Annotated in this window: 25 protein-coding genes; 15 read left to right on the top strand and 10 right to left on the bottom strand. The window is 67.5% G+C overall.

What is annotated here, in order from left to right; translation table 11 throughout:
* Nucleotides 1-6: 6 nt before the first annotated feature.
* Nucleotides 7-831 carry a creatininase family protein gene (locus ASE63_RS25240; protein ID WP_056808394.1) on the bottom strand — a complete coding sequence of 275 codons (825 nt, stop codon included), beginning with the start codon at nt 829-831 and terminating at the stop codon, nt 7-9.
* 203 nt (nt 832-1,034) lie between these two features.
* Here ASE63_RS25240 and ASE63_RS25235 point away from each other — a divergent pair, with 203 nt between their 5' ends.
* Nucleotides 1,035-2,006 (top strand): LysR family transcriptional regulator, encoded by a 972-nt coding sequence (locus ASE63_RS25235; RefSeq protein ID WP_056808257.1) that lies wholly within the window; start codon nt 1,035-1,037, stop codon nt 2,004-2,006.
* 215 nt (nt 2,007-2,221) lie between these two features.
* On the opposite strand, the gene ASE63_RS25230 is transcribed toward ASE63_RS25235, so the two are convergent.
* Nucleotides 2,222-3,172 carry an MBL fold metallo-hydrolase gene (locus tag ASE63_RS25230; RefSeq protein ID WP_156410613.1) on the bottom strand — a complete coding sequence of 317 codons (951 nt, stop codon included), beginning with the start codon at nt 3,170-3,172 and terminating at the stop codon, nt 2,222-2,224.
* A gap of 328 nt (nt 3,173-3,500) precedes the next feature.
* Here ASE63_RS25230 and ASE63_RS25225 point away from each other — a divergent pair, with 328 nt between their 5' ends.
* Entirely contained in the window at nt 3,501-4,463 is a 963-nt protein-coding gene (locus tag ASE63_RS25225) for a LysR substrate-binding domain-containing protein (protein WP_056808254.1), read from the top strand.
* 18 nt (nt 4,464-4,481) lie between these two features.
* Here ASE63_RS25225 and ASE63_RS25220 read toward each other — a convergent pair whose 3' ends face one another.
* Both ASE63_RS25220 and ASE63_RS25215 read right to left on the bottom strand, forming a co-directional pair.
* Nucleotides 4,482-5,330 carry a MaoC family dehydratase N-terminal domain-containing protein gene (locus ASE63_RS25220; protein ID WP_056808252.1) on the bottom strand — a complete coding sequence of 283 codons (849 nt, stop codon included), beginning with the start codon at nt 5,328-5,330 and terminating at the stop codon, nt 4,482-4,484.
* A 55-nt stretch (nt 5,331-5,385) separates the two neighbouring features.
* Nucleotides 5,386-6,516: a CoA transferase gene (locus ASE63_RS25215; protein WP_056808251.1), complete on the bottom strand. Its 1,131-nt coding sequence runs from the start codon at nt 6,514-6,516 to the stop codon at nt 5,386-5,388.
* A 237-nt stretch (nt 6,517-6,753) separates the two neighbouring features.
* On the opposite strand from ASE63_RS25215, the gene ASE63_RS25210 reads away from it, so the two are divergent.
* The 6 genes from ASE63_RS25210 (at nt 6,754) to ASE63_RS25185 (ending at nt 13,071) form a co-directional block, all read left to right on the top strand.
* Nucleotides 6,754-8,058 (top strand): ABC transporter substrate-binding protein, encoded by a 1,305-nt coding sequence (locus ASE63_RS25210; RefSeq protein WP_056808249.1) that lies wholly within the window; start codon nt 6,754-6,756, stop codon nt 8,056-8,058.
* Between the two features lie 144 nt (nt 8,059-8,202).
* The gene (locus ASE63_RS25205; RefSeq protein ID WP_056808247.1) at nt 8,203-9,108 is read left to right on the top strand and encodes a branched-chain amino acid ABC transporter permease; all 906 of its coding nucleotides are present in this window, start codon (nt 8,203-8,205) and stop codon (nt 9,106-9,108) included.
* The gene (locus ASE63_RS25200) at nt 9,108-10,061 is read left to right on the top strand and encodes a branched-chain amino acid ABC transporter permease (protein WP_056808245.1); all 954 of its coding nucleotides are present in this window, start codon (nt 9,108-9,110) and stop codon (nt 10,059-10,061) included. Before ASE63_RS25205 ends, ASE63_RS25200 begins: the two co-directional genes overlap by 1 nt.
* A complete protein-coding gene (locus ASE63_RS25195) occupies nt 10,058-10,807 on the top strand; it encodes an ABC transporter ATP-binding protein (RefSeq protein WP_056808242.1) in 750 nt (249 codons plus the stop codon). The genes ASE63_RS25200 and ASE63_RS25195 overlap by 4 nt, the downstream gene beginning before the upstream one ends.
* Before the next feature lie 3 nt (nt 10,808-10,810).
* Complete coding sequence (locus ASE63_RS25190) at nt 10,811-11,512, top strand: ATP-binding cassette domain-containing protein (protein ID WP_056808241.1); 702 nt, start codon at nt 10,811-10,813, stop codon at nt 11,510-11,512.
* Nucleotides 11,513-11,637: 125 nt separating this feature from the next.
* Complete coding sequence (locus tag ASE63_RS25185; protein WP_056808240.1) at nt 11,638-13,071, top strand: aldehyde dehydrogenase family protein; 1,434 nt, start codon at nt 11,638-11,640, stop codon at nt 13,069-13,071.
* A 91-nt stretch (nt 13,072-13,162) separates the two neighbouring features.
* Here the strand turns inward: ASE63_RS25185 and ASE63_RS25180 are convergent, their stop codons facing one another.
* A complete protein-coding gene (locus tag ASE63_RS25180) occupies nt 13,163-14,287 on the bottom strand; it encodes a zinc-dependent alcohol dehydrogenase family protein (RefSeq protein ID WP_056808238.1) in 1,125 nt (374 codons plus the stop codon).
* 258 nt (nt 14,288-14,545) lie between these two features.
* Here ASE63_RS25180 and ASE63_RS25175 point away from each other — a divergent pair, with 258 nt between their 5' ends.
* The 5 genes from ASE63_RS25175 to ASE63_RS25155 all read left to right on the top strand — a co-directional run bounded on the left by ASE63_RS25175 (nt 14,546) and on the right by ASE63_RS25155 (nt 20,827).
* On the top strand, nt 14,546-15,364 hold the full coding sequence (locus ASE63_RS25175; protein ID WP_082610291.1) for an AraC family transcriptional regulator: 819 nt from the start codon (nt 14,546-14,548) through the stop codon (nt 15,362-15,364).
* A gap of 163 nt (nt 15,365-15,527) precedes the next feature.
* Nucleotides 15,528-17,723 carry a TonB-dependent siderophore receptor gene (locus ASE63_RS25170; RefSeq protein WP_056808237.1) on the top strand — a complete coding sequence of 732 codons (2,196 nt, stop codon included), beginning with the start codon at nt 15,528-15,530 and terminating at the stop codon, nt 17,721-17,723.
* A gap of 14 nt (nt 17,724-17,737) precedes the next feature.
* On the top strand, nt 17,738-18,565 hold the full coding sequence (locus ASE63_RS25165) for an alpha/beta hydrolase-fold protein (RefSeq protein WP_156410603.1): 828 nt from the start codon (nt 17,738-17,740) through the stop codon (nt 18,563-18,565).
* Complete coding sequence (locus ASE63_RS25160; RefSeq protein WP_056808235.1) at nt 18,562-19,692, top strand: ABC transporter substrate-binding protein; 1,131 nt, start codon at nt 18,562-18,564, stop codon at nt 19,690-19,692. Before ASE63_RS25165 ends, ASE63_RS25160 begins: the two co-directional genes overlap by 4 nt.
* 22 nt (nt 19,693-19,714) lie before the next feature.
* A complete protein-coding gene (locus ASE63_RS25155; protein WP_056808233.1) occupies nt 19,715-20,827 on the top strand; it encodes a siderophore-interacting protein in 1,113 nt (370 codons plus the stop codon).
* Nucleotides 20,828-20,919: 92 nt separating this feature from the next.
* On the opposite strand, the gene ASE63_RS25150 is transcribed toward ASE63_RS25155, so the two are convergent.
* The 4 genes from ASE63_RS25150 to ASE63_RS25135 form a co-directional block, all read right to left on the bottom strand.
* On the bottom strand, nt 20,920-22,221 hold the full coding sequence (locus tag ASE63_RS25150; protein WP_056808232.1) for an FAD-binding oxidoreductase: 1,302 nt from the start codon (nt 22,219-22,221) through the stop codon (nt 20,920-20,922).
* Nucleotides 22,222-22,232: 11 nt separating this feature from the next.
* On the bottom strand, nt 22,233-22,964 hold the full coding sequence (locus tag ASE63_RS25145; RefSeq protein ID WP_056808390.1) for an amino acid ABC transporter ATP-binding protein: 732 nt from the start codon (nt 22,962-22,964) through the stop codon (nt 22,233-22,235).
* 8 nt (nt 22,965-22,972) lie between these two features.
* Complete coding sequence (locus ASE63_RS25140; RefSeq protein WP_056808231.1) at nt 22,973-23,635, bottom strand: amino acid ABC transporter permease; 663 nt, start codon at nt 23,633-23,635, stop codon at nt 22,973-22,975.
* Between the two features lie 179 nt (nt 23,636-23,814).
* Nucleotides 23,815-24,570 carry an ABC transporter substrate-binding protein gene (locus ASE63_RS25135; protein WP_056808230.1) on the bottom strand — a complete coding sequence of 252 codons (756 nt, stop codon included), beginning with the start codon at nt 24,568-24,570 and terminating at the stop codon, nt 23,815-23,817.
* 135 nt (nt 24,571-24,705) lie between these two features.
* Between ASE63_RS25135 and ASE63_RS25130 the strand changes: the two genes are divergently transcribed.
* Nucleotides 24,706-25,305, top strand: coding sequence for an XRE family transcriptional regulator (locus ASE63_RS25130; RefSeq protein ID WP_056808229.1), 600 nt, complete (start codon nt 24,706-24,708; stop codon nt 25,303-25,305).
* 90 nt (nt 25,306-25,395) lie between these two features.
* Complete coding sequence (locus ASE63_RS25125; protein WP_056808227.1) at nt 25,396-26,397, top strand: L,D-transpeptidase; 1,002 nt, start codon at nt 25,396-25,398, stop codon at nt 26,395-26,397.
* A 25-nt stretch (nt 26,398-26,422) separates the two neighbouring features.
* Here the strand turns inward: ASE63_RS25125 and ASE63_RS25120 are convergent, their stop codons facing one another.
* Entirely contained in the window at nt 26,423-26,893 is a 471-nt protein-coding gene (locus ASE63_RS25120) for an MgtC/SapB family protein (RefSeq protein ID WP_056808225.1), read from the bottom strand.
* Nucleotides 26,894-26,906: the final 13 nt, after the last annotated feature.

Below are 26,906 nucleotides of genomic sequence, written 5' to 3'. Positions count from 1 at the left end.
CGGCGCTCAGGCCGGGACCTTGCTCGCGTAATGCGCGATGAAGCGTGCGCAGATCCCGGTCAGCTTTTCCGTCAGCGCGGCGCCGGTTTCTGCCGAGCACAGGCGCGGATCGCCCTGCGAGACGCCAAGATGGCAGATGTCGTCCGATTCATTCGGCAGGGCGACGTCCTGGCCCTCGAAACCGACCGTGCCGAGCCCGGTGAAGGGCAGGTCCAGAAGCGGATCCCGCTTCATCGGCTTGCCTTCGGGGACGAGATCCTTGCGCATGAGTTCGGGCAGGAGATGCAGGCCGAAAGAGGTCAGCGGGTCGGCGCCATGTCCGGCCGCGGCGACGGCCTTCTCCTTGCCGAGGATGTCGGGCAGCAGGCTGAAGCCGATCCGCCAGAGATAGAGGCTCGGCAGCACGGTGCGATCGCGCAGGAAAAGCTTGCGCGCGACCTCCGCGATCGGCGCGACGTTGCCGCCATGGCCGTTGAGGACGATGAGGCGGGTCAGCCCGTGCCGGTGCAGCGAATCGACCATCTCGGCGATGACGGCGGTGAGCGTCGCCTGGGAGAGAGCGATGCCGCCCGGCATCGCGCCGAAGAAATCCGCGCCGCCGAATGGCAGCACGGGCGCGACCAGCGTGCGCGTCCCGGCCTTGCTGGCTTGGATGGCGGCGAGCTCGGCGATCTTCTCGGCGAGGAGATAGTCGCCCATCGGGGCATGCGGCCCCTGATCCTCATGGCTGCCCAGCGGCAGCAGGATCACGGGATTGTCCTTGAGGATGTCGCGGGCCTCCCCGCCGGTGATCGTACCCATATGGACAAGGGGATCGGTCTTGGCGGGCATCAGCTGCAATCCTTGGACGGGGTCGGGACGAACAGGGTTGGATCGTCATCCTGCAAGACGCAACCCGGGAACGCTTGCACGAACCTCGCCTGTTCATGGCATGGGGCCCGGGGCCGTCACGCCGGCTGGCTTGCGATTCCCTTCCGCGGGCGCGAAAAGGGGGCTCCGCGAGCGGGGGCGGCGGGCAGCCGGAGAGAGGGTTCGTGACGGCAAAGCGCCCGAAACTGCATCACCTGAACTGGAACCTCCTGCACACGTTCCTGGTGATCGTCGAGGAGCGCAGCATCACGCGCGCGGCCGAGCGGCTGCTGGTGCGCCAGCCTTCGGTGAGCGCCGCCCTGCAGCGGCTGGAGGAAACGCTCGGCGGGCAACTCGTGCAGCGCGACAGCCGCCGCTTCGTCCTGACCAAGCGCGGCGAGCTGCTCCATAAGGAATGCGTCGAGATCTATCGCAGTGTCGCCCGGATCGGCGACAAGCTCTCGGAGGAGCATGACGAGCTGACCGGGCTGGTCCGGATCCAGGTCGTGACCCATGTCGTCCTGCCGGCACTGGACCGGGCGCTGACCCGGCTCAACCGCAACCACCCCTCCGTCATGGTCCGGATCGACGTCGCGACCAGCCAGGACATCGTACGGTCGGTATCGCAGAAGCTCGGCCCATTCGGGATCTGCCTGCTGCCGAACCCGCTCGCCGGCCTGAGCTGCAGGCGGTTGCTGCGCGAGGAGTTCGGCATCCTGTGCGGGCGCGACCACCCGCTGCATGGCCGCCGCGACGTGCCGCTGCACGATCTGGCGGAAGAGCCCTTCGTCGCCCTCGCCTGCGGGCAGGACGGGGCGCTGGAACCGATGGTCGCGTTGCGGGAAGGGGTGGGCCTCGGCAGCCGGACGGTTGGAACCAGCCCCAATCTGGAGGAGGTCGCGCGGATGATCGCCGCCGGCATGGGCATCGGCATCCTGCCGCTCGCGTCCGTGCAGGATGCGGTGGATGCCGGCACGCTCTGGAACCTGTCCGGTGCGGGCGTCGGCCTCGGCGCCGACCTCTACCTCATCTGCAACCCGTCGCTGGAGATGAGCCCGGCGGAGATCGCCTTCCAGCGCCTGCTCGAAGCGGAGATCGAGATCGACGAAGCGGGAGGGGCGCCGGTTTACGAAGTCCTGCTATCAGACCCGGCATAGCCGACGATTTGGGCTTGTAAGCGCGTGCCATTCCGGGGCAGGCCGCAGGCCTGAGCCCGGAACCCACGAACACGGCCTGCCTTGCGAGTAGGCTCGGCGCCGGGCTCGCCTTCTCCTGCCTGGACAGCGGTTATGGGTTCCAGGCTCTTCCCTTCGCGAAGCCCGGAATGACGCGGTAGCCAAAAGCTCCGTTTCGTCCTTCTTGCTTCGCCCCCTCAGACCGGCACGAGCTGCATAGGCGCGGGCAGGTAGCGGAAGCCGTCGCCTGCCTTGACGAGATTGCCGAAGCCCGGCCAGGCGAAGTGATAGGACATCACCGGCATCTTCTCCTCGGTCAGCATGGTCAGCAGCCGGACACGCGATTGCACGGCCTGTTTCGGGTCGCTGTCATAGGCGAATTCGAGGCGCGGGTTCTCGGTCAACAGGATGGCGTGGTGCGTCAGGTCGCCGAGGAAGGCGAAGGACTTGCCGTTCGAGGCCACCTTGAAGATGTGGTGGCCCGCCGTGTGCCCCGGCGCCGCGAGGGCCTGCACGCCGGGCAGGAACTCCTGCTGGTCCTTGAAGAAGACGATGCGGTCGCGCACCGGCAGGAGATTGGCGCGCGCATGCTCGATGAAGGCCTTGAGCGGCGAGCCAAGCTTGCTCTCGTCGGTCCAGAAATCGAAGTCGACCTGGCTGATATGGATGCGGGCATTCGGGAACAGCGCCTTGCCGTCCGCCGTGCAGATGCCGCCGATATGATCGATATGGGCGTGGCTGCAGACGATGTCGTCGACGTCGGCGGGCTTGAATCCGGCTTCCTCTAGGCTCTTCATCAGCCGGCCGGTGGTCGGGCCGAAGGCCTTCGAGAAGCCCATGCCGGTGTCGAACATCACCAGCCGGTCGCCGAAATTCACGATCGGGATGTTCTGCTCGAGGACGACGTTGTCCTTGGGCAGGAAGTTCGTCTCCAGCATGCCGTAGACGGTTTCCTTGGGCACGCCGAGGAAGCTGGTGCCGGGGTCGCCGAGTGGCAGCGGTCCGTCCGAGACGACCGTCACCTCGGCATTGCCGAGCATGAAGCGATAGAAATAGGCGGGCTGGGTCTTGGAGAGCGGCGCCTTGGCGAAGGCCGGAGCGCCGAAGGGCAGCACTGCCCCTGCGGCCAGAGCCGCCGCCGACCCCAGGAAGCCGCGGCGGCTTGCGGACGGCGGAACGAACTTGTCGTCGGACACGGCATTTCCTCCTGTGCGGTCGTGGCTTCCGGCATCGGCCGTCGGCAGTTCTTCGGCGGTGGAACGTGTCGGCCCTAGCAGCCCTGTCGCGCCACCTGGGCGGGAGGATGCACCTGCGCCAGTGGCCGGACCAATATCGGTTCGATCTAGCGACCATAACGCAAAGCTGCCGCTGCGTAACGACGGGCGCTCCCCTGTGCCGCGGGGCGCCCGCGCTGGCCTTCGCCACCCCACCCGGCTATTCAGGCACGAGCGCGGTCACTGCGAGACGAAAACGGCGATGGATCTACGCCAGCTCCGCTATTTTGCGGCCATTGTCGAGCAGGGCTCCTTCTCCAAGGCGGCGACGAAGCTGCGTGTGGCGCAACCGGCGTTGAGCCAGCATCTGCGCCATATGGAGGAGGAGCTGGGGGTTGCGCTGCTGCATCGCGGCACGCGCGGCGTCCTGCCGACGGAAGCAGGCGAGCGCCTGCTGACGCGGGCACGTTCGATCCTCGCCGAATTTGCGGCACTGCCCGAGCAGGTGCGCGGCGAGGCCGAGCTGCCAGCCGGCGAGGTCAGGATCGGCCTGCCCGGCACGGTCAGCGAGCAGTTCAGCGTGCCGCTGATCCAGGCGGCGCGCGGCCGCTATCCGGCGATCCGCATCCGTATCGCCGAGGCGATGAGCGGCTTCGTGCTGGACTGGCTCAGGCGCGGCGAGGTCGATCTCGCCGTGATCTACTCGACCTCGGATCCGAAGGGGCTCGGCATCCACCACGTCCTGACCGAGGAACTCTGCCTGTTCGCGGCGGCGGGTGCGGCGCAGGCGCCGGCCGAGGCGGGAACGCCCGTCGCCCTCGCCGATGCTGCCCCGCTCGACCTGATCCTGCCCGGTCCCGGCCATGGCCTGCGCGACCAGATCGACGAGGCGGCCGGGGAGGCGGGAGCCACCATCCAGCCGGCGATCGAGATCGAGTCCTATGGGCAGATCAAGCGGCTGGTCGAACACGGCCTGGGCTACAGCATCCTGCCGCGCATGGCGGTCGCGGCACAGGAGCGGGCCGGCATCTTCCAGACCTGGCCGATCGTGCAGCCCTCGCTCCACCGCAAGGTCTATCTCGCCTTTTCGAGGGAACGGCCGATGCCGGCCGCCGCCCGCGCCATCGGGCAGCTCTCCTGGGAGATCCTGCGCGGCCTCGTCACCGACGAGAGCTGGTCCGCGACATTGGGCGAAGATAGCGGGCCTCCGGAGCTTTATGGCTGAGACGGCCGGCGCCCTGCTTCAGGTGAGGTGCGCCGTGCCCTCCATGCGCACATAGCCGTCGGACCCTTCCGTCCAGGTCCGGATTGTCCCGTCATCCTTCCGCCGCGCCTTCACCTGGAACGAGCCGCCGGCGATCAGCGGCTTCAGGCCGCGATAGTCGAGCTTCAGCGTCGCGCTGCCGGACAGCGTCGCGGCGATGTTCAGCATCAGCGTGGCCTGGATCGGCCCGTGGACGACGAGCCCGGCATAGCCCTCCTCGCCGGTGGCATAGGGCAGGTCGTAATGGATGCGGTGGCCGTTGAAGGTCAGCGCCGAATAGCGGAACAGCAGGACCGGGCTCGCCTCGACCTCCCAGGCCAGGTCGGCGGGCTGGGGCGCGGCCGCTTCCGGCGGGGCGGCCGCGGCGGTAGGCGCCTGCGCGGAAGCCTCGCGATAGACGATGTCGTGACGCTCGCGCAGAGCCACTCCGCGCGGCGTGGAGAATTCGTGCTCGACCGCGACGAAACAGAGCGCTCCGGTACGGCCTTCCTTGGCGACGATGTCTCCGATGCGCGAGCGCCGCGTCACCAGATCGCCTTCGCGCAGCGGCGCGAGCGTTTCGATCGAGCCGCCGGCCCACATCCGCCGCGGCAGCGGCACGGGCGGCAGGAAGCCGCCTTTGGCCGGGTGCCCGTCGAGGCCCAGCGCGGCCATCGGCGCGATCGGCGGCGCGAGGCACCAGTGCAGGGCGAGGGGAGCCTCGCCGGCGGCACAGGGCGCGAGATGCGGGGCGAAAGTTGCCGCATAGCTGGCGACGAGCCGCGGCGTGATCAGGTCCGAAGCCTCTTGCGTGTTGCCGATCCAGCTTCTGAGGTGGTCGATGTCCATGGCGCAGCTTTCGGTCGCAAGGGGGCGTGTTGCACGAGCTTCGTCTGTCGCTCGTTCAGCAGTTCGAGGCGAACTCGGCGCGCAGCGCCGCGTCGTGCTGGCCGAGCGCCGGCACCGGGCGTGGGGCGACCCTGTTGCCGTCGACGATAGCGGGCGGGGCCAGCACCTCGACCTCGCCGAGCGGCGTCGCCACGGCGAGCGTGGTCGCGGCGGGGTGGGTGATCAGATCGCCGACGCTGGAGACCGTGCCATAGGCGATCGCATGACGGTCGAGCGCGGCGGCGACCTCGCCGAACGGCCGGTTCGCGAGAAGGGACTGCACTTCGGCGTCCAGGACCTCGCGCTGGCGGACCCGCAGCACATTGCTCGCGAAGCGCGGGTCTTCGGCCAGCGCCGGGCTGCCCAGCACCTCGCGGGCCAGGATCTGCCATTCGCGCTCGCTCTGGATCGAGATCAGCACGCTGCCATCGGCGGTCGTGAAGACGCCGTAGGGCGCGATCGAGGGATGGGCGAGGCCGAGCCGGGGCGGTTCGATGCCACCATAGCGCCGCGTGAGGTAGGGCACGTTCATCAACTCGCCGAGTGTATCGAAGAGCGAAAGCTGGATCGCCGAGCCCTGGCCGGTCCGCGCCCGCCGCAGGAGGGCTTCGAGGATCGCGGCATAGGCAGCCTGGCCGGTGGCGATGTCGGCGATCGAGACGCCGATGCGGGAGGGGCCGGAATCCTGCGTGCCGGTGATGGCGGCGAGCCCCGATTCGGCCTGCACCAGCAGGTCATAGGCCTTGCGGACGTGATGCGGCGTGCCGGGCGCATACCCCGAGACGTCGCAGGTGATCAGCCTCGGATAGCGGGCGCGCAATGCGGCCGCGCCCAGCCCCAGCCGCGTCGTGGCGCCGGGGGCGAGATTCTGGATGAAGATGTCGGCCTTCGCCAGCATGGCTTCGACCATGGCCCTGTCGCCGGCCTGCTTCAGGTCGACCCGGCAGGACTCCTTGCCGCGGTTGAGCCAGACGAAATAGGAGGACTGCCCCTTCGCGTAATCGTCGTAGCCGCGGGCGAAATCGCCCTCCTGCCGCTCCAGCTTGATTACCCGCGCGCCGGCATCGGCAAGCTTGCAGGTCGCGGTCGGGACGGCCACGGCCTGTTCGAGCGCTACAACCAGAATTCCCTCGAGGGCGTCCGTCATCTTTCCTCGTCCGTCGGATTGGGCGCCACACGGGCGTGCTGCGGCACGCGAAGTCAAATAGGGATTTGCGATGCCGGCCATATCGAAATCCTGACTGGCCCGGCGCCTCCCATAGGGAAACGCTATGGCCCTCATCGCTTTATCCTACTTGTCCTCATCTGAGGCTCATGCACCCCTTCCAGTTTGGGAAGCGCGCCGAAAAGAGCGTGCTCCCGGGGAAACCAGGGAGAAGGCACGATGCTCAAGACGGGATCAGCCGCCGCCGCATTCGCATTGGGGGCGCTACTGGCGCTGCCGGCATGGGCGCAGGAGAAGCCGAAGGAACTGGTGGTCGGGATCGCGACCTTCCTGTCCGGGCCGGCCTCGGTCTTCGGGGTTCCCGGCAAAAACGCGGCCGACCTGTTCTTCGAGGAGATCAACGCCAAGGGCGGCATCCTCGGCGTGCCGGTGAAGCCGGTCTATGTCGACGAGGGCGCCGGCACGAACCAGCTGATCTCGGAATATCGCCGCGTGGTGCAGGACCAGGGCGCGCAGGTGATGTTCGGCGCGATCTCGTCGGGCTCCTGCAACGCGCTGGCTCCCGTCGCGGAGGACCTCAAGGTCGTCAACGTGATGTGGGATTGCGGGACGCAGACGATCTTCGAGGACGGCAAATGGAAATATTCGGTCCGCACCCAGGGCCATGCCGGCGCCGAGATGATGGCGACGCTGCTCTACCTGATGAAGACCAAGCCCGACTTCAAGACGGTCGCGGTGGTCAACCAGGACTATGCCTGGGGTCGTGAATCCTGGGCGCTGCTGCAGGCCGGGCTCAAGGCGCTGAAGCCCGACGTCAAGGTCGTGGCCGAGCTCTTCCCGAAATTCGGCGCGCCGGACTTCTCGACCGAGATCACCCGCCTCTCGGCGCTGCGGCCCGATGTCGTGATCTCGACCTCCTGGGGCGGCGACCTCGACACCTTCATCCAGCAGGCGGCGGCGCGCGGGCTCCTGAAACAGTCGACCTTCGTGCTGCCGCTGGCGGAAAGCTCGCTGGAGCGCCTCGGCAATGTGCTGCCCGACGGCGTGATCGTCGGCTCGCGCGGCGACCACTACTTCCTGCACCCGAAGCACAAGAACTCGCCGGAAATGCAGGCCTTCGTGAAGAGGTACAAGGACAAGACCGGCGTCTATCCGATCTATCCGACTTTCCACATGAACCAGGCCGTGACCGGACTGGTGAAGGCCTATGAGAAGGCCGGCGCGGCTGCCGGCGGCAAATGGCCGACGAAGGAGCAGGTCATCGCCGCCTTCGAGGGGCTGGAGTTCAAGTCGCTGACGGGGACGATCACCATTCGCTCCGACCATCAGGGTCTCGAGGACCAGATGCTCGGCACCACCAAGCGCGTGCCGGAATTCCCCTTCGCGGTCTACGACAAGATGGCGCTCTATCCCGGCAAGCTGGTGACGACGCCGGTCGGCGAGAAGTCACTCGACTGGTTCGCCAAGGTGAAGCCCGAGCTGGTCAACGACAAGTCGATCGAGACCTTCGATTATTCGAAGTGAGCGTCTCAACAGGCTGATCCGTCATTGCGAGCGTAGCGAAGCAATCCAGGAGCGGAAGAGCTCTACCTCCCCCCGGATTGCTTCGTCGCTTCGCCCCTCGCAATGACGTGGTGCGGGGTCTGAACCTCCGAAGAACGGGCCGCAATGCCTCCAGAAATGCTCTTCCTCGCCGCGCTCGACGGCATCGCCTATGGCTCGCTGATCTTCCTGGTCGCGGTCGGGCTGTCGCTGATCTTCGGCGTGCTCGGCGTGCTCAACGTCGCCCATGGCTCGTTCTACGCGATCGGGGCCTATGTCGCGGCGAGCGCGGTGTTGGCGGCGGCGGGAATGGGCCTGCCGACCTGGCTGTCCTTCCCGATCTTCCTGATTTCGGCGATCCTCGTCGGCGTCGTGGTCGGCGGCGTCGTCGAGGCGCTGCTGCTGCGGCGGATCTACGGCAAGGAGGAGGTGCTGCAGCTTCTCGTGACCTTCGCCGTCTTCATGATCCTGGAGGATGCGCAGAAGGTGATCTTCGGCACGCGGCCGCTCTTCGCCAACGCGCCGATGAACTGGCTCGGCACGGTCGAGGTCTTCGGCATCTACTACACCAGCTACCAGCTCATCCTGATCCCGGCCGTGGCGCTGGCCGTGCTCGTCGGCCTGCGGCTGTTCCTGCGGCGGACCTCCTTCGGTCGCGCCATCGTAGCGGTGACGCAGGACCGCGAGGCCGCGATGGCGATGGGCATCAACGCGACCAACATCTACCTCTTCACCTTCATGATCGGCGCGTCGCTGGCGGCGCTGGGCGGAGCGCTCTCTTCAGCCACCACCTCGCTGACGCCCGGCATCGGTTCCGGCATGATTGTGCTCTCCTTCGCCGTGGCGGCGACGGCGGGGCTCGGGCGGATCGAAGGGGCGGCGGTGGCGGCCCTGATGATCGGGCTCGGGCGTTCGGCCGCGGTCTATTTCGCGCCGGAATTCGACGTGCTGATCCCCTATCTGATCATGGTCGCGGTGCTGCTGATCAAGCCGCAGGGGTTGTTCACGACGCTGCAGACGAGGAAGGTCTGATGTCGCGCCAGCTCGTCATCGGCGCGCTGCTGCTCGCCGCACTGATGGTCTTCCCGCTGCTCTCGCCCTGGGCGACGGTGATCCTGACGGTCGCGCTCTGCGAGGGGCTGGCCGCGCTCGGCATCCTCGTCCTGCTGCGGGCCGGGCAGGTCTCGTTCGGGCATGGGCTGTTCTTCGCCTTCTCCGCTTATGTCGTGGCCTTCATGGCGGCGGCGAAGCTCGGCCATGAAGTGCTGCTGCTGGTGCCGATCGCGACCGCCGCCTCCGGGCTTGTCGCGGCGCTGGTCGGGCTCTTCATCGTGCGCTACCGGGCGATCTTCTTCGGCATGCTCAACCTCGCCATCTCGATGGTGTTCTTCTCGCTGCTGGAGAAACTGTTCTCGATCACTGGCGGCGCCGACGGCAAGCGCGTGCCGCGGCCGACGCTCGCTGGCATGACGCTGGAGCGCGAAGCCTTCGAGTTCTGGATGTTCTACATCACGCTGGCGCTCGCGGCCGTCGCGGCGCTGGCCGTGGCGCGCTATCTGACCTCGCCCGGCGGCAAGGCGCTGGAGGCGATCAAGTCGAACGAGACGCGGCTGGAATATCTTGGCGTGTCGAGCCGCAAGGTGCTCTACGGCGCCTATCTGCTCTCCGGGCTGCTGGCCGGCTTGGGCGGTGCGATCATCGCGCTGGTCTCAGGCCATGTCACTCCGGAGCTGGCCTATTGGGTGCGCTCCGGCGAGTTCGTCTTCATCGCGATCCTCGGCGGTGTCGGCGGCGTGGCCGGGCCGTTCCTCGGCGCGCTGATGTTCCAGATCATCCGCGGCTATGCGGCGGTCTATGCACCCGAGACCTGGCATGCGGTGCTGGGCGTCATGCTGCTGGTGATCATCTTCTTCGCGCCGAGCGGGCTCTACGGCCTCATCGCCGGGCGTAAGCGGGCGCCGGCCGCGGGGGAGGGCGCTCCATGACCGGCTTCATCCTCGAGGCCCGCGACCTGGAACTTCGCTTCGGCGGCGTGCAGGCGGCGAGCGGCGCGAGCCTGGAGGTGCGCCGGCATGAGCGCATCGCCATCATCGGGCCGAACGGCGCCGGGAAGACCACCTTCATCAATCTCTGCACCGGCTATCTCAAGCCGCAATCGGGCCGTGTCTTCTTCGCGGGCGAGGATGTCACGGCGCTGGCGCCGCGCGTGATCACGCGCCGCGGCATCGGCCGTTCCTTCCAGATTCCGCAGCTCTTCACCGACAACACGGTGATGGAAAACCTGCTTCTGGCGCTGAGCGCGCGCGAGGGGACATGGTCGCCCTTCCAGCGGCTCGATCGTCATCCGAGGCGCGATGAGATGGTCGCGTTGCTGGATTCCGTCGGCCTGCGTGAGACGGCGGAGCGGCCGGTGCGGGAACTGCCGGAAGGCATGCGCAAGCTCATCGACATCGCGGTCGCGCTCGCACTGGACCCCCAGCTGATCTTCATGGACGAGCCGACCTCGGGCGTCTCCAGCCATGAGAAGTTCCAGGTCATGGACACGCTGACGCGCGCGCTCGACGCACGCGCCACCACGGCGATCTTCGTCGAGCACGACATGGACGTGGTCGCCCGCTATGCCAGCCGCGTCGCGGTCTGGTCGGGCGGGCGGATCGCGCTCGAAGGCACGCCTGACGAGATCCTGAACCATCCGGAGGTCCGCGAGACCGTGATCGGCGTGGGGGTCTGAGCCATGCTGGAGATCAGGGGACTCTCAGCCGAGATCGAGGGCGTGCAGGTGCTGCGCAGGGTCGATTTCGCCTTGGCCGAGGGCGCGACGGTCGCGCTGATCGGCCGCAACGGCGCCGGCAAGACCAGTCTTCTGCGCGCGGTCATGGGCTTCATGAAGGTCACGGCGGGGGACATCGCTTTCGACGGCCGGCCGATCCTGACGATGCCACCGCATGAGCGGCCGCGCCTCGGCATCGGTTACGCGCCCGAGGACCGGCGGCTGTTCTCGAGCTTCTCGATAGAGGAGAATATCCGCCTGCCGGCCGAGGTGATGAAGGTGCCGGCGGCGGAGATCGCGCGGCGGCTCGATGCGATCTACCAGGTTCTGCCGGAACTCGCCGAACTGCGTCCCCGGGCGGCGGCAGGGCTTTCGGGCGGGCAGGGCAAGATGGCGGCGCTGGCGCGGGCGCTGATGGTCGGCACCCGGGTCATCCTGCTCGACGAGCCGTTCCAGGGGCTGGCGCCGGTGCTGGCGCAGCGCTATGCGGCCGCCCTGCGTGCATTGCGCGACAGCCATCCCGAGATCGCGTTGCTCATCACCGAATCCAACCCCAGTCTGCTGCGCAGCTTTGCCGAACGCGCCTATGCGATCGAGCGGGGAGAGGTTACGGAGGTGGCCGGCGGCCTGGCTGCGAGTTCGCTCGAAGCGGCCGGGCTGCACTGATTGCGAACCACCGCCGTCATTGCGAGCGCAGCGAAGCAATCCAGGGGGACGTAGAGCTCTGCCGCCCCTGGAGCTTCTTCGCTGCGCTCCTCGCAAGGACGGGAGACGAGACAGGAGAAGACGCCATGACCCAGCACTTCATCAACGGACGCCATGTCGCGGGCCGCAGCGGCGAGACCATGGTCGTGCTGGCTCCGGCGACCGGCGAGGAGTTCACCCGCATCGCCTGCGGCACCGCCGAGGACATCGACGACGCGGTGAAGGCGGCGCGCGCCGCTTATGAGGGCGCCTGGGGCAAGCTGACGGCGGCCGAGCGCGGCCGGCTGATCTCGAAGCTCGGCCTCAAGGTTCTCGATCATTTCGAGGAACTGGCGAAGATCGAGGCGCAGGACACCGGCAAACCGATGGCGCAGGCCCGCGCCGACATCGATGCGACCGCCCGCTATTTCGAGTTCTATGGCGGCGCGGCCGACAAGGTGCACGGCCACATCATCCCCTTCCTCAACGGCTACAACGTCAACGTCATCCATGAGCCGCATGGCGTGACCGGCCACATCCTGCCCTGGAACTACCCGGCGCAGATGTTCGGGAGGTCGTTGACGGCCGCGCTCGCCATGGGCAATGCGGTCGTGCTGAAGCCGGCCGAGGAAGCCTGCCAGACGGCGCTGCGGCTTGCGGTGCTGGCCTCGGAGGTCGGTTTCCCGGACGGCGCGATCAACATCGTCACCGGGCGTGGCCATGAGGCGGGGGCGGCGCTCACGGCCCATCACGGCATCGATTTCATGTCCTTCACCGGCTCGCCCGAGGTCGGCAAGATGGTGCAGCATGCCTGCGCCGATCACCTGATCCCCTGCACGCTCGAACTCGGCGGTAAATCACCGCAGATCGTCTTCGACGATGCCGATTTCGACGCGGCGGTGCCGATCGTCTGCAAGGCGATCGTCCAGAACACTGGGCAGACCTGCTCGGCCGGTTCGCGCGTGCTGGTGCAGGAGCGCGTCTATGACGACTTCATGGGCGCGGTCGCCAAGGAGTTCACCAAGCTGCGTGCCGGCACGCCGGAGATGGACCTCGATTGCGGCCCGGTGATCAACGCCAAGCAGCGCGGCCGCGTGCAGAGCTTCATCCAGAATGCGCGCGAGGCCGGTATCCCGGTGATCGCCGAGGGGCAGATCGCGCAGGGCGTGCCGAATGGCGGCTTCTACGTGACGCCGACGCTGTTCGGAAAGGTGCCGCGCGGCAACCGGCTGGAGCAGGAAGAGGTGTTCGGCCCGGTGCTCGCGGCCTTCCCCTTCACCGACGAGGCCGATGCGATCAAGCTGGCGAACTCGACCGAATACGGCCTCGTCGCGGCCGTCTGGACCAAGGATGGCGGGCGCCAGCAGCGCGTCGCCAAGAAGGTGCGGGCCGGGCAGGTCTTCATCAACGGCTACGGCGCCGGCGGCGGCATCGAACTGCCCTTCGGCGGCACCGGCAAGTCCGGCCATGGCCGCGAGAAGGGCTTTGCGGCGCTCGAGGAGTTCGCGGTGACCAAGACGATCGTGCACAAGCACGGTTGATCGTTGCCGTCATGGTCGGGCTTGACCCGACCATCTCCTGGAAGAGATTCTCGGGTCGGCGCTTCGCTCCGCCCGAGAATGACGCCCGATCTCACATCATGATGATGTGGCGGATGGTGCGTCCCTCGTTGAGAGCGTCGAAACCCTCGTTGATGCCGTCGAGCCCACTCTGACTGGTCATCAGCTTGTCCACCGGCAGCTTGCCGCGCTGGTAGAGCTCGACGAAGCGAGGGATGTCGCGCACCGGGATGCAGGAGCCGACATAGGAGCCCTTCAGCGTCCGCTCCTCGCCGACGAGCCGGACCGGGGCGAGCGACAGCGTGTGGGCAGGGTTGGCAAGGCCTGCCGTCGTGGTCGTGCCGCCACGACGCGTGATCTGATAGGCGAGGTCGAGCGCCTTGACCGAGCCCGCCATCTCCAGCCCATGATCGACGCCCCCCTTGGTGGCGGCGCGGATGGCGTCGACGACGCCCGGGTCGCCGGCGTTGAAGGTGTCGGTCGCGCCGAGATCGCGCGCGACGGCGAGCTTCTCCTCCGAGAGATCGACCGCGATGACGCGCGAGGCGCCGCAGGCGGCGGCACCCAGCAATGCGCTTAAGCCCACGCCGCCGAGGCCGACGACAGCGACCGTCTCGCCGGCCCTGACCTTGGCCGTGTTCACGGCAGCACCGACGCCGGTCAGCACCGCGCAGCCGAACAGCGCCGCGATCTCATGGGGAATGTCGGCCTCGATCTTCACCAGCGAATGGCGCGAGATCACCGCATGTTCGGCGAAGGCGGAGACGCCGACATGGTGATGCACCGGCTTGCCACTGAGCGAGAGCCTGCGGCCGCCGCCGAGCAGTTCACCGACGCCATTGGCGGCGTTGCCGGGTTCGCAGAGCGCCGGGCGGCCCTCGCTGCAGGGCGAGCAATGGCCGCAGGAGGGCACGAAGACCATGATGACGCGGTCGCCCTTCTTCAGATCCTGCACGCCGGGGCCTGGCTCGACCACCTCGCCCGCAGCCTCATGGCCGAGCACCATCGGCACGGGCCGGGGTCTGTTGCCGTCGATCACCGAGAGGTCGGAATGGCAAAGACCCGCCGCCCGCACGCGCACGAGCACCTCGCCCGGGCCCGGCGGAGCGAGGTCGATCTCCTCGATCGAGAGCGGCCGGCTTTTCGCAAAGGGTGCCGAGACGGGGCTGGCGTTCAGGACGGCGGCGCGAATTTTCATGCTGGCATTTCCTCGGCAGTCTCTTCGAGAGGGTTCTTGCCGCCATCGGGCCGCAAAAGCCGAGGCCTGTCAAAGATCGTTCTGTGATCCGCCGCATAAGCAGCTCGCGACGACCGCCTTCAGCGGGAAAGCAGAGCCTCTCCGAAGCTTAGAATCAATATAAGATACTGATTAAATTGATCTTTATGCCGAATTGCGTTAGCAGGCCAAGTCTTTGCTCTCGGGCTTCCTTCACATGCCCGCCATCCGGTCGCCGAATTGCAGCTCTTCTCCAACCAGCTTTCATTGTCGGCCGGCCGCTTCGCGGTCGAGACGGGAGAGCGTGTCGTCGGACCGATGCGGGCCGGGCTGAAGATCGGGGTGATCCTCGACGGGCGGCAGTCGCTGGAGCTCGACGACCGTCCCCCGGTGATGGTGGCCGGCCCGTCCCTGCTGATCGCCGCCAATAGCGGCGAGCATATGCAACGGCGGACCGGACTGGCGGGCGGGGAGCTGCGTTGCGCGCTGCTCCAGTTCGATCTCGACTTCATCGCGAACGAATTCGGCGCCCAGATGGCTGCGCTGCAAGGGCTGGTCGAGGGTGATGCCGGGTTGTGGGTCAGGCCAGCGAACGCCACGCTCTGCGCGTTGGCCCTGCAACTCGCGGAACCGCCGGTCGCCGGCAATCTCCATCGCCTCTATGCGGCGGGAAAGGCGCTGGAGCTCGCGGCGGTCGCGCTCGACACCGTCATGAATGAAGTGCCGACGCGCGCCGCCAGGGTGCCGCAGCGCATAGCCGGACGTATTCGCGAGGCGCGCGACATCCTGCTGGCGCAGCTGCAGGACCCGCCGAGCCTGGCCGAGCTCGCGCGGATGACCGGGCTGAACCCGACCAATCTGACCTCCGGCTTCCGCCAGCTCTTCGGCGACAGCGTCTTCGGCTATCTGCAGGAGCAGCGGCTCCAGCGTGCCCATGCCCTGATCGCCAGCGGAGAGATGACGGTGGCGGAGGCCGCCTTCCATGTCGGATACACGCCGGCCCATTTCTCGAGCCTGTTCAGGAAACGTTTCGGCCTGCCGCCGAGCGCCTTGCGCTGAACTGCAAGTGCAAAATCCGCCCTCGCGATTTCAGATTACAGGCATTCGAAACGCAATCGAAAGCAATGCTGCCGGAATCGAAAGTCGAGCGTGTTGCCCCGCAGCCGCCCCGTCCCGCAATAGCAGGGCAGGGTCTGACCACTATATGGCGAAGCGGGGTTGCATGATGGACTATACGAGTGTCTCCAAGGTTAACGCGGCGGGTCGGGTGCGTCTGGCGGCGCTGGCCGGCGTCGCACTCGGAGCGGTCCTCTGCGCCGGCGGCGCGCAAGCGCAGAGCGGCGAGGCGATCAATCTCGACACCATCCAGGTCCAGGGCGAGCGCGCCGGTGGGCCGGTGAACGGCTATGTCGCCCGCCGCAGCGACACGGCGACCAAGACCGACACGCCGCTGATCGAGACACCGCAATCGGTGACCGTGGTGACCAGCCAGCAGATGCAGGACCAGGGCGCCCAGAGCGTCGGCCAGGCGCTGCGCTATACCGCCAGCGTACTGGCAGAGACGCGGCTCTCGGCCGGGCGCTATGACAGCGCCTTCATCCGCGGCTTCGGCGGTTCCGGCGGCAATGCCGGCTTCATCAACTTCCTCGACGGGCTGAAGTATCAGCGCGGCGTCAACTTCCTCGTGCCCGCATACGAGCCCTGGGGGCTGGAGCGCGTCGAGGTGCTGCGCGGCCCTGCTTCCGTCGTCTTCGGTCAGGTCAAGCCCGGCGGCATCGTCAACATGGTCAGCAAGCGCCCCAAGGAAGAGGCGCATGGCGAGATCCAGCTCCAGACCGGCAGCTTCCAGCGCGCCCAGATGGCCTTCGACTTCGGCGGGCCGGTCGACCCCGACAAGACCTGGCTCTATCGCGTCGTCGGTCTCGGACGAGCTGCGGACACGCAGGTCGACTTTACCCGCGAGGAGCGCATCTTCATCGCGCCGTCGGTGACCTACCGGCCGAGCGGGGCGACGAGCTTCACGCTGATGGCATCCTTCCAGCGCGATCCTGAGACCGGCTTCTACGGCTTCATTCCGGCGGTCGGCACGGTGCTGCCGAGCCGCGCCGGCAGGATCCGCAGCGACTTCTTCCCGGGCGAGCCGAGCTATGAGGGCTACAGCCGCAACCAGGCCAATCTCGGCTACGCCTTCGAGCACCGCTTCAACGACGTGTTCAGCTTCCGGCAGAACGTCCGCGTCTCGGATCTCGAATCGCGCATGAAGACGGTCGCGGTGGCCGGCATCAACGCGGTCGACCAGCGCACGCTGACGCGGCGCGTCACCGCCTCGAACGAGAAGGCCCGCACGGCCGGGATCGACAACACGCTCCAGGCGGATTTCCGCACTGGCCCGCTCACGCACAAGCTGCTGTTCGGCGTCGATGCCTACTGGATGAACGGGACCGCTTTCACCGGTGCCGGCGGCACCGTGCAGACGCTGGACTTCACCAATCCGATCTATGGACGCAGGCCCTTCGCCGTGCCGGCGATCCCGGGCACCAAGCAGACGATCTCGCAATACGGCATCTATCTGCAGGACCAGATCAAGCTCGACCGGCTGTCGCTGCTGGTCGGCGGCCGCTTCGACCGCGCGGAAACGCGGACGCGGGCGCTGACCACCGGCGTCCTGACCAAGCAGGACGACACGGCTCGGACCGGGCGGGTCGCGCTGATGTATAACTTCGACAACGGCTTCGCGCCCTATGCGAGCTACTCGACCTCTTTCGAGCCGCTCACCGGCACGGCCTTTGGCGGTGCGCCGTTCAAGCCGACCGAAGGCGAACAGTACGAGATCGGCTTCAAATACGACCTGCCGGGCGCGAACGCCTTCATCCAGGCCGCGGCCTACGATCTGACCCAGACCAATGTCGCGACGGCCGATCAGCTCAATCCGGGCTTCCAGACCCAGACCGGCGAGGTCAGGGCGCGCGGCATCGAGGTCGAGGCGCGGGCCACGCTCTTCGACAGCCTCGATCTGATCGCGGCCTATGCCTATACCGATGCCGAGGTGACCAAGAGCAACGGCGTCGATCTCGGCAAGCGGCCGGCGGTGGTGCCGCGCCACATGGCCTCGCTCTGGGCGCACTACACCTTCCAGAGCGGGACCTTCGCCGGTCTCGGGCTCGGTGCCGGCGTGCGCTATGTCGGCAAGGGCGCCGGCAATCCGGCCAACACCTTCTTCACGCCGGACTACACGCTCGTCGATGCCGCGATCAGCTATGATTTCGGCAAGGCCAACCCGGCCCTGAAGGCGTGGAAGATCCAGGTCAACGCGCAGAACCTGTTCGACAAGGAGTACATCTCCGGCTGCTACGCCGATGTTCAGTGCTCCTTCGGCCTGCGCCGGACCGTTCTGGCGACGCTGTCCTACCGCTGGTGAGCGAAGGGGGCAGCGTGGGCAACAGCGGGAATTCGAACGGGTCGGTCGTCCTCCCTGGGGCGATCCAGCGGGACTTCACCGCAAGCGACGGGCAGGTCTACCGCCTGTTCATGGGCGTCCCTGCTGCGCCGCCGCCGCCCAGCGGCTTCCCGCTGCTCGTCCTGATGGACGGCAATGCGCTGTTCGCGACGGCCCTGGCCGCCGCGAGCCTGCAGGCAGGCAGGGGCGAGGTGACCGGCGTCGGGCCCGCCATCGTGCTGGGCATCGGCTATCCCGGCGAGCGGGCCTTCGACGTCGAGCGCCGGCAGCGCGACCTGCTGCCGGTTCCCGGCGGGGCGGACCGCTTCCTGAGCGTCATCGTGGACGAAATCCTGCCGGGAATCGCCGCCGCGGCGCCGGTCGACGACCGCCGGCGCGCGCTGATCGGCCATTCCTATGGCGGACTTTTCGCGTTGCATGCACTGTTCACCCGGCCGGGGCTGTTCGCCGCCCATGTCGCCAGCAGCCCGTCGATCTGGTGGAACGACCGGGCGATCCTCGCGACCGAAGAGCTGTTCCGTTCCGGCGACGTGCGTGCAGGGCGACTGCTGATGACGGTTGGCGAGGACGAACGGGCCGGCGCTCCGGGCGCTCCGCCTTCGCGCGACGCGCGGCTCGCGATGGCGCGCATGCACGAGAACGTTGCCGAAATGGCCGAGAGGCTCCGCGACTCCGGCCGGGTCGCCTGTGAATGCGTCGTCTTTCCCGGCGAGAACCATGTCTCGGTCATCCCGGCCATGCTCTCGCGCGCGGTTGCCTTCGCGCTCGCAGACCCCGCCCTGCAGAGGAACGCAGCCTCATGAGTTTCGCCCGCCAGTTCCGTCTGGCGCTCGTCGCAGCGCTCGGGGCATTGTCGCTGGCGACGGTTGCCATCGCGCAGCCTGTCACGGTGACCGATCTTCACGGCCGCACCATCACGCTGCCTGCGCCGGCCAAGCGCATCGTGCTGGCGCAGGGGCGTCAGCTCAACGCACTCGGGCTGCTGCATCCGGATCCGCTCAGCCTGCTGGCGGGCTGGGGTTCCGACCATCAGCGCCAGAACCCCGACGCCTATGCGCGCTACCGCAGCCGCTTTCCCGCGATCGAGAGCATACCGACCGTCGGCGATGGCGGCACGGAGGGCGGCTTCTCGCTCGAGAAGACGGTTGCGCTTGCACCAGACCTTGTCGTGCTCAGCGGTTCGCTCGCCGGCACGCGCCGGGGGCCGGGGGACATCCTCCAGCGGCTTGAGGCGGCAGGCATCAAGGTGGCCGTGGTCGATTTCTACCTGAAGCCGCTGAGCGACACCGTGCCGAGCCTGCGCATCCTCGCCAGGCTGATCGGGCGCGAACAGCAGGCGGAAGAGTTCATCCGTTTCTATGAAGGCCGGCTCGGCGAGATCGCCCGGCGCCTCGAAGGGGTGGAACGACCTTCCGTCTTCATCCACGCCCATGCCGGCGGGCCGGATTGCTGCGGGACGCCGGGCAAGGGCACTTTCGACGATTTCATCACCGCGGCTGGCGGCAGCAACATGTCGGCGCCGCTGGTGCCGGGTGCTACCGGGCAGATCAGCCTCGAACAGCTGATCAGCTCGGATCCGGACGTCTATGTCGCGACCGGCGGCACGCATATGGCGAAGTCCGGCGGCCTCGTGCTCGGGCTCGGCGTGCCGCCCGACACGGCGAAGGCCAGCTTCGCCAAGCTGCTCGCCCATCCCGGCATCGCGACCCTTAGCGCCGTGCGCAACGGCAAGGCGAGCGCGATGTGGCAGCTCTTCAACGACACGCCGCTGCATGTCGTCGCCATCGAGGCGCTGGCGAAATGGGTTCATCCCGAGCGCTTCGCCGATATTGATCCGCAAGCGACGCTGCGCGAGGCGGCGCGCTTTTCGGCGATTCCGCTGGACGGCACGCTGTGGCTCGACCCGCGCGATGCCGGCGGGCGCCCCTGAATAATCGAAGGACGAGGACCGCATGAGCCTGTTTTCCGCCGAGACGACGATCGCGCTGGCCGAGCCGGAGGCCGTGCTGGCGCCGCTTTGCGAGCATCTCGTCGAGCATGGCGCCCGGATCGCTCGCGAGGGCGGGGAGGTTGCGATCCTGCTCGACGGCGGCAAGGCGTTGCTGCGGAGCGGGACCGGCGAGCTCGTGGTCTCGATCACGGCGCCGGACCTTGCCTCGCTGCAGGACATGAAGCGGGCGATCGCGAGCCATGTCGTGGAGTTCGCGCCGGCGGGCGAGCGCCCGACGATCCTCTGGGTCGGTGACGGCGCTGCGCCGTCGCTGCCGCCGGAGTTTCGCGTGCTCACCGTCACCGGCACGGAACTGGTCACGCCGCATATGAAGCGGATCCGCCTCAGTGGCACGGACCTCGCGCGCTACGCTTCGCTCGAGGCGCTGCATGTGCGGCTCTTCTTCCCGCCGGATGCCTCGGTGGAGCCGGCCTGGCCGATGCTGGGCGCCGACGGGCTGCTGCAACAGCCGCCACCGGAACAGCGGCCCGCCATCCGCAAATACACGATCCGGGAGATCGACGCCGCTGCGGGGACGCTGGCGATCGATTTCGTGCTGCATGAGGATGCCGGCCCTGGCTCGGCCTTCGCGGCGCGTGCCGTGGTAGGCGACCGCATCGGCATGGCCGGCCCGGGCGGGCGCGGGCTGAAGCCGGCCGAGCGCTACGTCTTCCTCTGCGACGAGACCGGCCTGCCGGCGGTATCGCGCATGCTCGAGAACCTGCCCGCGCAGACTGTAGGCCTCGTCTTCATCGAGGTTGACGGCGCGGCGGAAGAGCAGCAGCTCGCCGCGCCGGAGGGAGTGTCGATCCACTGGCTGCATCGCGACGGGCAGCAAAAGGGGGCCGAATCGCCCTTGGTGGCGGCGTTCGACGCGCTTGTCTGGAAGGCCGAGGGGCCGGAGACCTATCTCTGGTCGGCGACCGAGAACGAGGCTTTTCGCCATATCCGCGCCGCCGCCCGGCAGCGCCTGCGTCCCGGGCGCGACCAGCATCTGGTCGTCAGCTATTGGCGGGCAGGTCTGTCGGAGGAGCAGCATGCCGCCGAGAAGAAGGCCGCGGCGCGCGCGGCGTGAGCAAACGGGTACCGTCATTCCGGGGTATCGCGAAGCGATGAGCCCGGAATGACGACGCTGTTCCAAGCTTCAGCGCCCACTCGCCCAGCGGCTCAGGCCGCCTTGTCCTTCATGCCGCCGTCGGTCAGCCGGTACCAGGTGATGATCGCCGAGACGTAGAGCTCGTTGAGCGCGTGCAGCGGCAACGGCTTGATCGGCACCACCGGGAAGGGCAGGCGGGCGCGATCGCCTGTCGCTAGGTAATCGGCCATGGCCTTGCCCATGGCGCTCTGCAGGCCGACGCCGCGCCCCATGCAGCCGATGTCGACGAGCAGGCCGGGTTCGGGCTCGTGCAGATGCGGCAGGAAATCCCGCGTCAGCGCCACGCGCCCGCACCAGCGGAACCCGAAGGGCACGCCCTTCGCCTGCGGATACATCTTGCCGACGACCCGCTCGAGATGGGCCCAGTCGGAAGCGTCCTTCGGTTCGCGGAACGGGCCGCGCCCGCCCATCAGGAGCCGGTTCTGATGGTCCTTGCGGAAATACAGCAGCAATTGCCGTGTGTCGGAGGTGACCTGGCCCTCGGGCAGGATCGTGCCGGCGAGATTGTCGGATAGGGCTTCCGTCGCCACGATGAAGGAGTTCGGACGGATCACGGTCTGGCGCAGCTTCGGGATCAGGTCGCCGGTATAGCCGTTGGTTGCGACCACGACGCGCGGTGCCGTCACGCTCGCGCCCTGGGCCGTGCGGACGCTCCAGCTCGCGCCGTTGCGCTTCAGCGCGACGACACGGCTCTGGCCATGGATGCGCGCCCCGGCCTCTATGGCGGCCTTCGCCAGCCCGCGCGCATAGGCCAGTGGCTGCACGCCGCCGGCGCGTCGGTCGAGCCAACCGCCGAGATAGCGGTCGCTGCCGAGCAGCCGCGCGACGGCGTCCTTGTCGAGGAAGTCGGCATCGACGCCGCGCGCTTGCCATTCCGCCGCCCGTCGCTTCACCGTCTCGACCATGGCAGGCGTATGCGCGCCCTGAATCCAGCCGGCGCGCTTGTACGGCACATCCATGCCGTGGCGATCTATCAGATCGAAGACGAGATCGGCCGTCGAGCCGACGAAGCGTGTCAGGGCCTCGCCGGCATCCACGCCGAATTTCGCGGCGATCTCGCTCGGATCGTATTTGATGCCGGGAATCACCTGGCCGCCATTGCGGCCCGAACCGCCCCAGCCCGGTTCATGAGCCTCCAACACCACGACGGAGATGCCGGCCTCGGCCAGGTGCAGCGCGGTGGAGAGGCCGGCGTAGCCTGCGCCGATCACGCAGACATCGGCCGCGGCGTCGGCTGCAAGCGGCGATACCGGTGCGGCGGCGGGGGCGGTCGCGTGCCAGAGCGAGGGTTCGAGCGGGAACGGTTCGGCCATCGTGGCGTCCCTCAAATCGGCCGCAGCACGCGGCGCAGGAAATCCTGGGTGCGCGGATGGTTGGGCGCGCTCAGCACCTCGCGCGCCGGGCCCTGCTCGACGATGACGCCGCCGTCGAGGAACAGCACGCGGTCGGCGACCTCGCGGGCAAAGCCCATTTCGTGGGTGACGACGAGCATGGTCATGCCTTCGTCGGCCAGGCTCTTCATCACCTGCAGCACCTCGCCGACCAACTCGGGATCGAGCGCCGAAGTCGGTTCGTCGAACAGGATCGCCTTGGGCTGCATGGCGAGCGCGCGCGCGATCGCGACGCGCTGCATCTGACCGCCGGAGAGCTGCCCCGGATAGACGTCGATCTTGTCGCCGAGGCCGACGCGCGCCAGCAGTTCGCGGCCGAGCGCCAGGGCCTGCGCAGGCGGTTCCTTCTTCACATAGATCGGGCCCTCGACGACGTTTTCGAGCGCGGTGCGGTGCGGGAACAGGTTGAAGCGCTGGAACACCATCGCCATCGCCGTGCGGATGCCGACGATCGAGGGCTTGTCGCGCTCGACGCGGGCGCCGTCGATGTCGATGCTGCCACCATCATAGGATTCGAGGCCGTTGATGCAGCGCAGGATGGTCGACTTGCCGGAGCCCGACGGGCCGATCAGGCAGACGACCTCGCCCTTGTCGACGCTGGCCGTGACGCCCTTCAGCACGGGGAAGGCGCCGAAGCTCTTGGTGACGCCGGATATCTCGATCATCGGGCGGGTCATCGCCGGGCTCCCTTGCCGAAGCGGCGTTCGAGCCAGCCGACGAAGCCCATCAGCGGCAGGCACATCGCCAGATAGAGCAGCGCGACGAGCGAATAGACCGTCATGTTCTTGAAGGTCGAAGAGGCGATCAGCGTGCCCTGCAAGGTCAGCTCTGCGACCGTGATCGTCGAGGCCTGCGAGGAATCCTTCAGCATCATCACCATGATGTTGCCGTAGGGCGGCAGGACGATCCGGACCGCCTGCGGGAGGATGACGCGGCGCATCGTCATGCCCCAGCCCATCCCGATCGATTGCGCCGCTTCGATCTGGCCGTGGTCTATGGCCTCGATCCCGGCGCGGAAGTTCTCGGCCTGATAGGCGGAGTAAGCGATGCCGAGCCCGATGATCGCCGCCTGCAGCGCCGTCAGCGCGATGCCGAACTCGGGCAGCACGAAATAGATATAGAAGAGCTGCACCAGGATCGGAATGCCGCGCAACGTGTTGACGGCGACCTTGGCGATCATGCCGAGCCAGCCGATGCCTGAGACCCGCATCAGGGCCCAGACCAGGCCGAGCACGGTCGACAGCGCGAGCGAGCCCAGCGCCACGATGATCGTGAACTTCACGCCCTGAAGCAGGAGCGGCAGGAACTGTGTGGCGTCCCTCAGGAAGGTCTGCATGAAACTCCGGAGGTCGGAGGGATTTTGGAGCGGCTTGCGAACCTCGACGCGTCATCCCGGACGAGCCGCGGAGCGGCGCCGATCCGGGATCCATGCCTGAACCGTTCCGGCAGGGATCCCGGGTCTACGCTTCGCTTCGCCCGGGATGACGGCGCGAGGTGGCGATCAAAGGCGCGAGATCAGGCCAGGCCCCATTTGGCGAGGATCTTGTCGACCGTGCCGTCGGCCTTGAGCTTGGCGAGGCCGGTGTTGATCTTCTTCAGCAGCTCGCCATCGGTCTTGCGTACGCCGATGCCGACCGAGCCGGAGATCACCGGCTTGTAGGACTTGACGATGCGGACCTTCGGGAACTGCCCCTGCGAGAGGTTGTAGGCGATGATCGGGAGGTCGAAGACCGCGGCCTGGACGCGCGCCGCGTTCACATCCGCCAGGATGTCCGGCAGCGTCTTGTAGAGCTTGACCTCGGAGAACAGCCCGGACTTCTGCAGCACGTCGACATAGGCGGTGCCGATCTGCACGCCGATCGACATGCCCTTCATGTCCTCGAAGGTGACGTAATCCTTGCTGTCGGTCGCCGGGACGATCAGACCCTCGCCATAGGTGTAGATCGGGTCCGAGAAATCGATCACCTCCTTGCGGACCGGGGTGATGTACATCGCGGCGGCGACGATATCGACCTTGTTGCTGGTCAGCGACGGGATCAGTGTCGAAAACTGCATGCCCTCGACCGCGACCTTGAAGTCGGACGCGTCGGCGATCGCCTTGATCAGGTCGACCATCACGCCCTCGATCGTGTTGGTCTTGGTGTCGAGGAAGGTGAAGGGGCTGCCGGTGGGCGTCGAGCCGACCTTGAGGACGGCCTGCGCCCGGGCGGGAAGGATGCCGGCCGCCATAGCGCTGCCCGCCAGCATGGAGAGAAAGGTCCGACGTTCCATCGCAATGATCCCCTGCTTATTTCACGCGTCCGGCGCGCGGTCATGATTTTTCATGAGCATGAAGATACGAGCATAGGACGATATTGCCGGCAAGCCATTTCATGTGCATGAAATATCGGCGCCCATGGAGTCGAGATGAGCACATCCGCCGCCACCCCGTCCCAGCCTCCGCTCCAGCCTCAGGTCGATGAGCAGATCGGGGCGGGCCTGCGCCGCTTGCGGCGCGAACGCAGCCTGTCGCTGGTCGATCTGGCCGCCCGGACGCAGCTTTCCATCGGCTTCCTCAGCCAGATCGAGCGTGGCAAGTCCTCGCCGACGCTGCGCGCACTGGTGAGCATGGCGGATGCTCTGGGCGTCGGGCTCGGCGATCTCTTTCCTCCTCCGAATGTCGCCGGCGACCGGACGGCGACCATCGTGCGCGGGACGGCGCGCAGTGAATTGCAGCTCTGGCGCTCGGGCATCCGAAAGCAGCTGCTGACGCCGCATACCGACGGCTCGAAGCTCAGCCTCTACCTCGTCGAGATGGAGGCGGGCGCCAGCACCGGAGACGAGCTCTACACCCATGGCGGCGAGGAGGCCGGGCTCGTCATGGAAGGCGCGATGCATCTCAGTGTCGAGAGCGAAAGCTGGACCCTTCGGGAGGGCGACAGTTTCCGCTTCCTGTCGTCGCGCCCGCATCGTTTTGCCAATGCGGCGGAGGGCGGGACGCGGGTGCTCTGGGTCAACTGCCTGTAGGCGGCGGATGCTGGTGCGGGTTTCGTCGGACGCCGGGAACCTGGTGCGACCTTCGGCCGTATAGATTCCGGATGTATCCGGAGCCCGTCGATGCCCTTACCCCACCTGCGAACCGCGTTGCTGTCGGCGTTCCTCTCCGTTTCCGCGGCCGTGGGAATCGCCTGCGGGCCGGCTGCCGCGCTGACTGCGGAGGAGGTCAACGGCGCAAGCTTCGCCCAGCGCGGCATCCCGGCAACCGGCGGACCCGATCCTTTTATCGTCAAGGCCCAGGTTCTGCTCAGCCGGCGGAGCATTTCGCCCGGCGTGATCGACGGCGTCGACGGCGAGAATTTCCGCAAGGCGGTGGCGCAGTATCGGCGCCAGGCCAATCTCGGCGGTGGCGACGAGATCGACGAGGTGGTTTGGACCGGGCTCGGCGGCGATGCGGTCGGCGACGTCGTCGTGGCCTATGAGCTGTCGGGCAAGGATGCGGACTACAGCTTCGCCGACGCCATTCCCACGGACTATGCCAAGCAGGCGCGGATGAGGCGCCTCTCCTATACCACCCCGCAGGAGATGCTCGGCGAGCGTTTCCATATGAGCGAGAAGCTGCTGCAGGCGCTCAATCCGGGGGAGCGCTTCAGCAGGGCGGGCGAGAGCGTGCTCGTCGTCTCGGCCGGCCGTTCGCTGGAGAAGGGCGCGGCGCGGCGGGTCGATGCGGTCAAGAGCACCGGCATGGTCATCGTCTACGGCGAGGGCGACGTCATCCTGGCGAGCTATCCCGCAACCATCGGCAGCGAGGACACGCCGTCCCCCGCCGGCGAGCACACCGTCGAGCGGATCGCCAAGAACCCGAACTACACCTACGATCCCGAGAAGAACTTCCAACAGGGCAGGAACACCGAGAAGCTCGTCCTGCCGCCGGGCCCCAACGGCCCGGTCGGCACCATCTGGATCGCGCTGTCGAAGCCGACCTTCGGCATCCACGGCACGCCGGAGCCCGCGAAAGTCAGCAAGACGACCTCGCATGGCTGCGTCAGGCTGACCAACTGGGATGCCGAGGAACTGGCCGATCTCGTGACGCCCGGCGTCCCGGTCCGCTTCCTGGACTGAGCCTCGTTCGCGACCTGACGGAAACCTAGCGGTCGAGCGGGCGCCCGGCATTGTCGTCGGTGTCCTTCGGCCTGCCGGCCCAGCGCTCGACGGAGTGGTTGATCGCCAGCAGCAGCACCGCCATGGCGGTCGCGGTCAGCATGATCGGCCAGTCGCCGAGGCCGGCGGCGCAGCCGAGGGCGGCGGTCACCCAGATCGCTGCCGCCGTGGTGAGGCCGCGCGGTGTGCCCTCTTCCTTCGCCAGCGAGATGACGCCGGCGCCGAGAAAGCCGATTCCCGTCAGGACGCCCTGGATCACGCGGCTCGACGCATCGACCTGATCGGGGCCGGCGAAGACGGCGGCGGCGGTCGCCGTGCCCAGGCCGACGAGGCCGAAGGTGCGGATGCCGGCCATGCTCTGCTTGATGGTGCGTTCCCAACCCACGATCACGCCCACCGCCGTTCCCGCGAGCAGGCGCAGGATCAAATCAAGCTCGTTCCAGAAATCGAAGTTCATCCAGCCCCCCAAT

This window comes from Allobosea sp. Root381 (genome assembly GCF_001429395.1).
Classification (GTDB): Bacteria; Pseudomonadota; Alphaproteobacteria; order Rhizobiales; family Beijerinckiaceae; genus Allobosea.
Note: the sequence above shows the minus strand (reverse complement) of the source record. Positions and strands in the feature narration are given on the sequence as shown.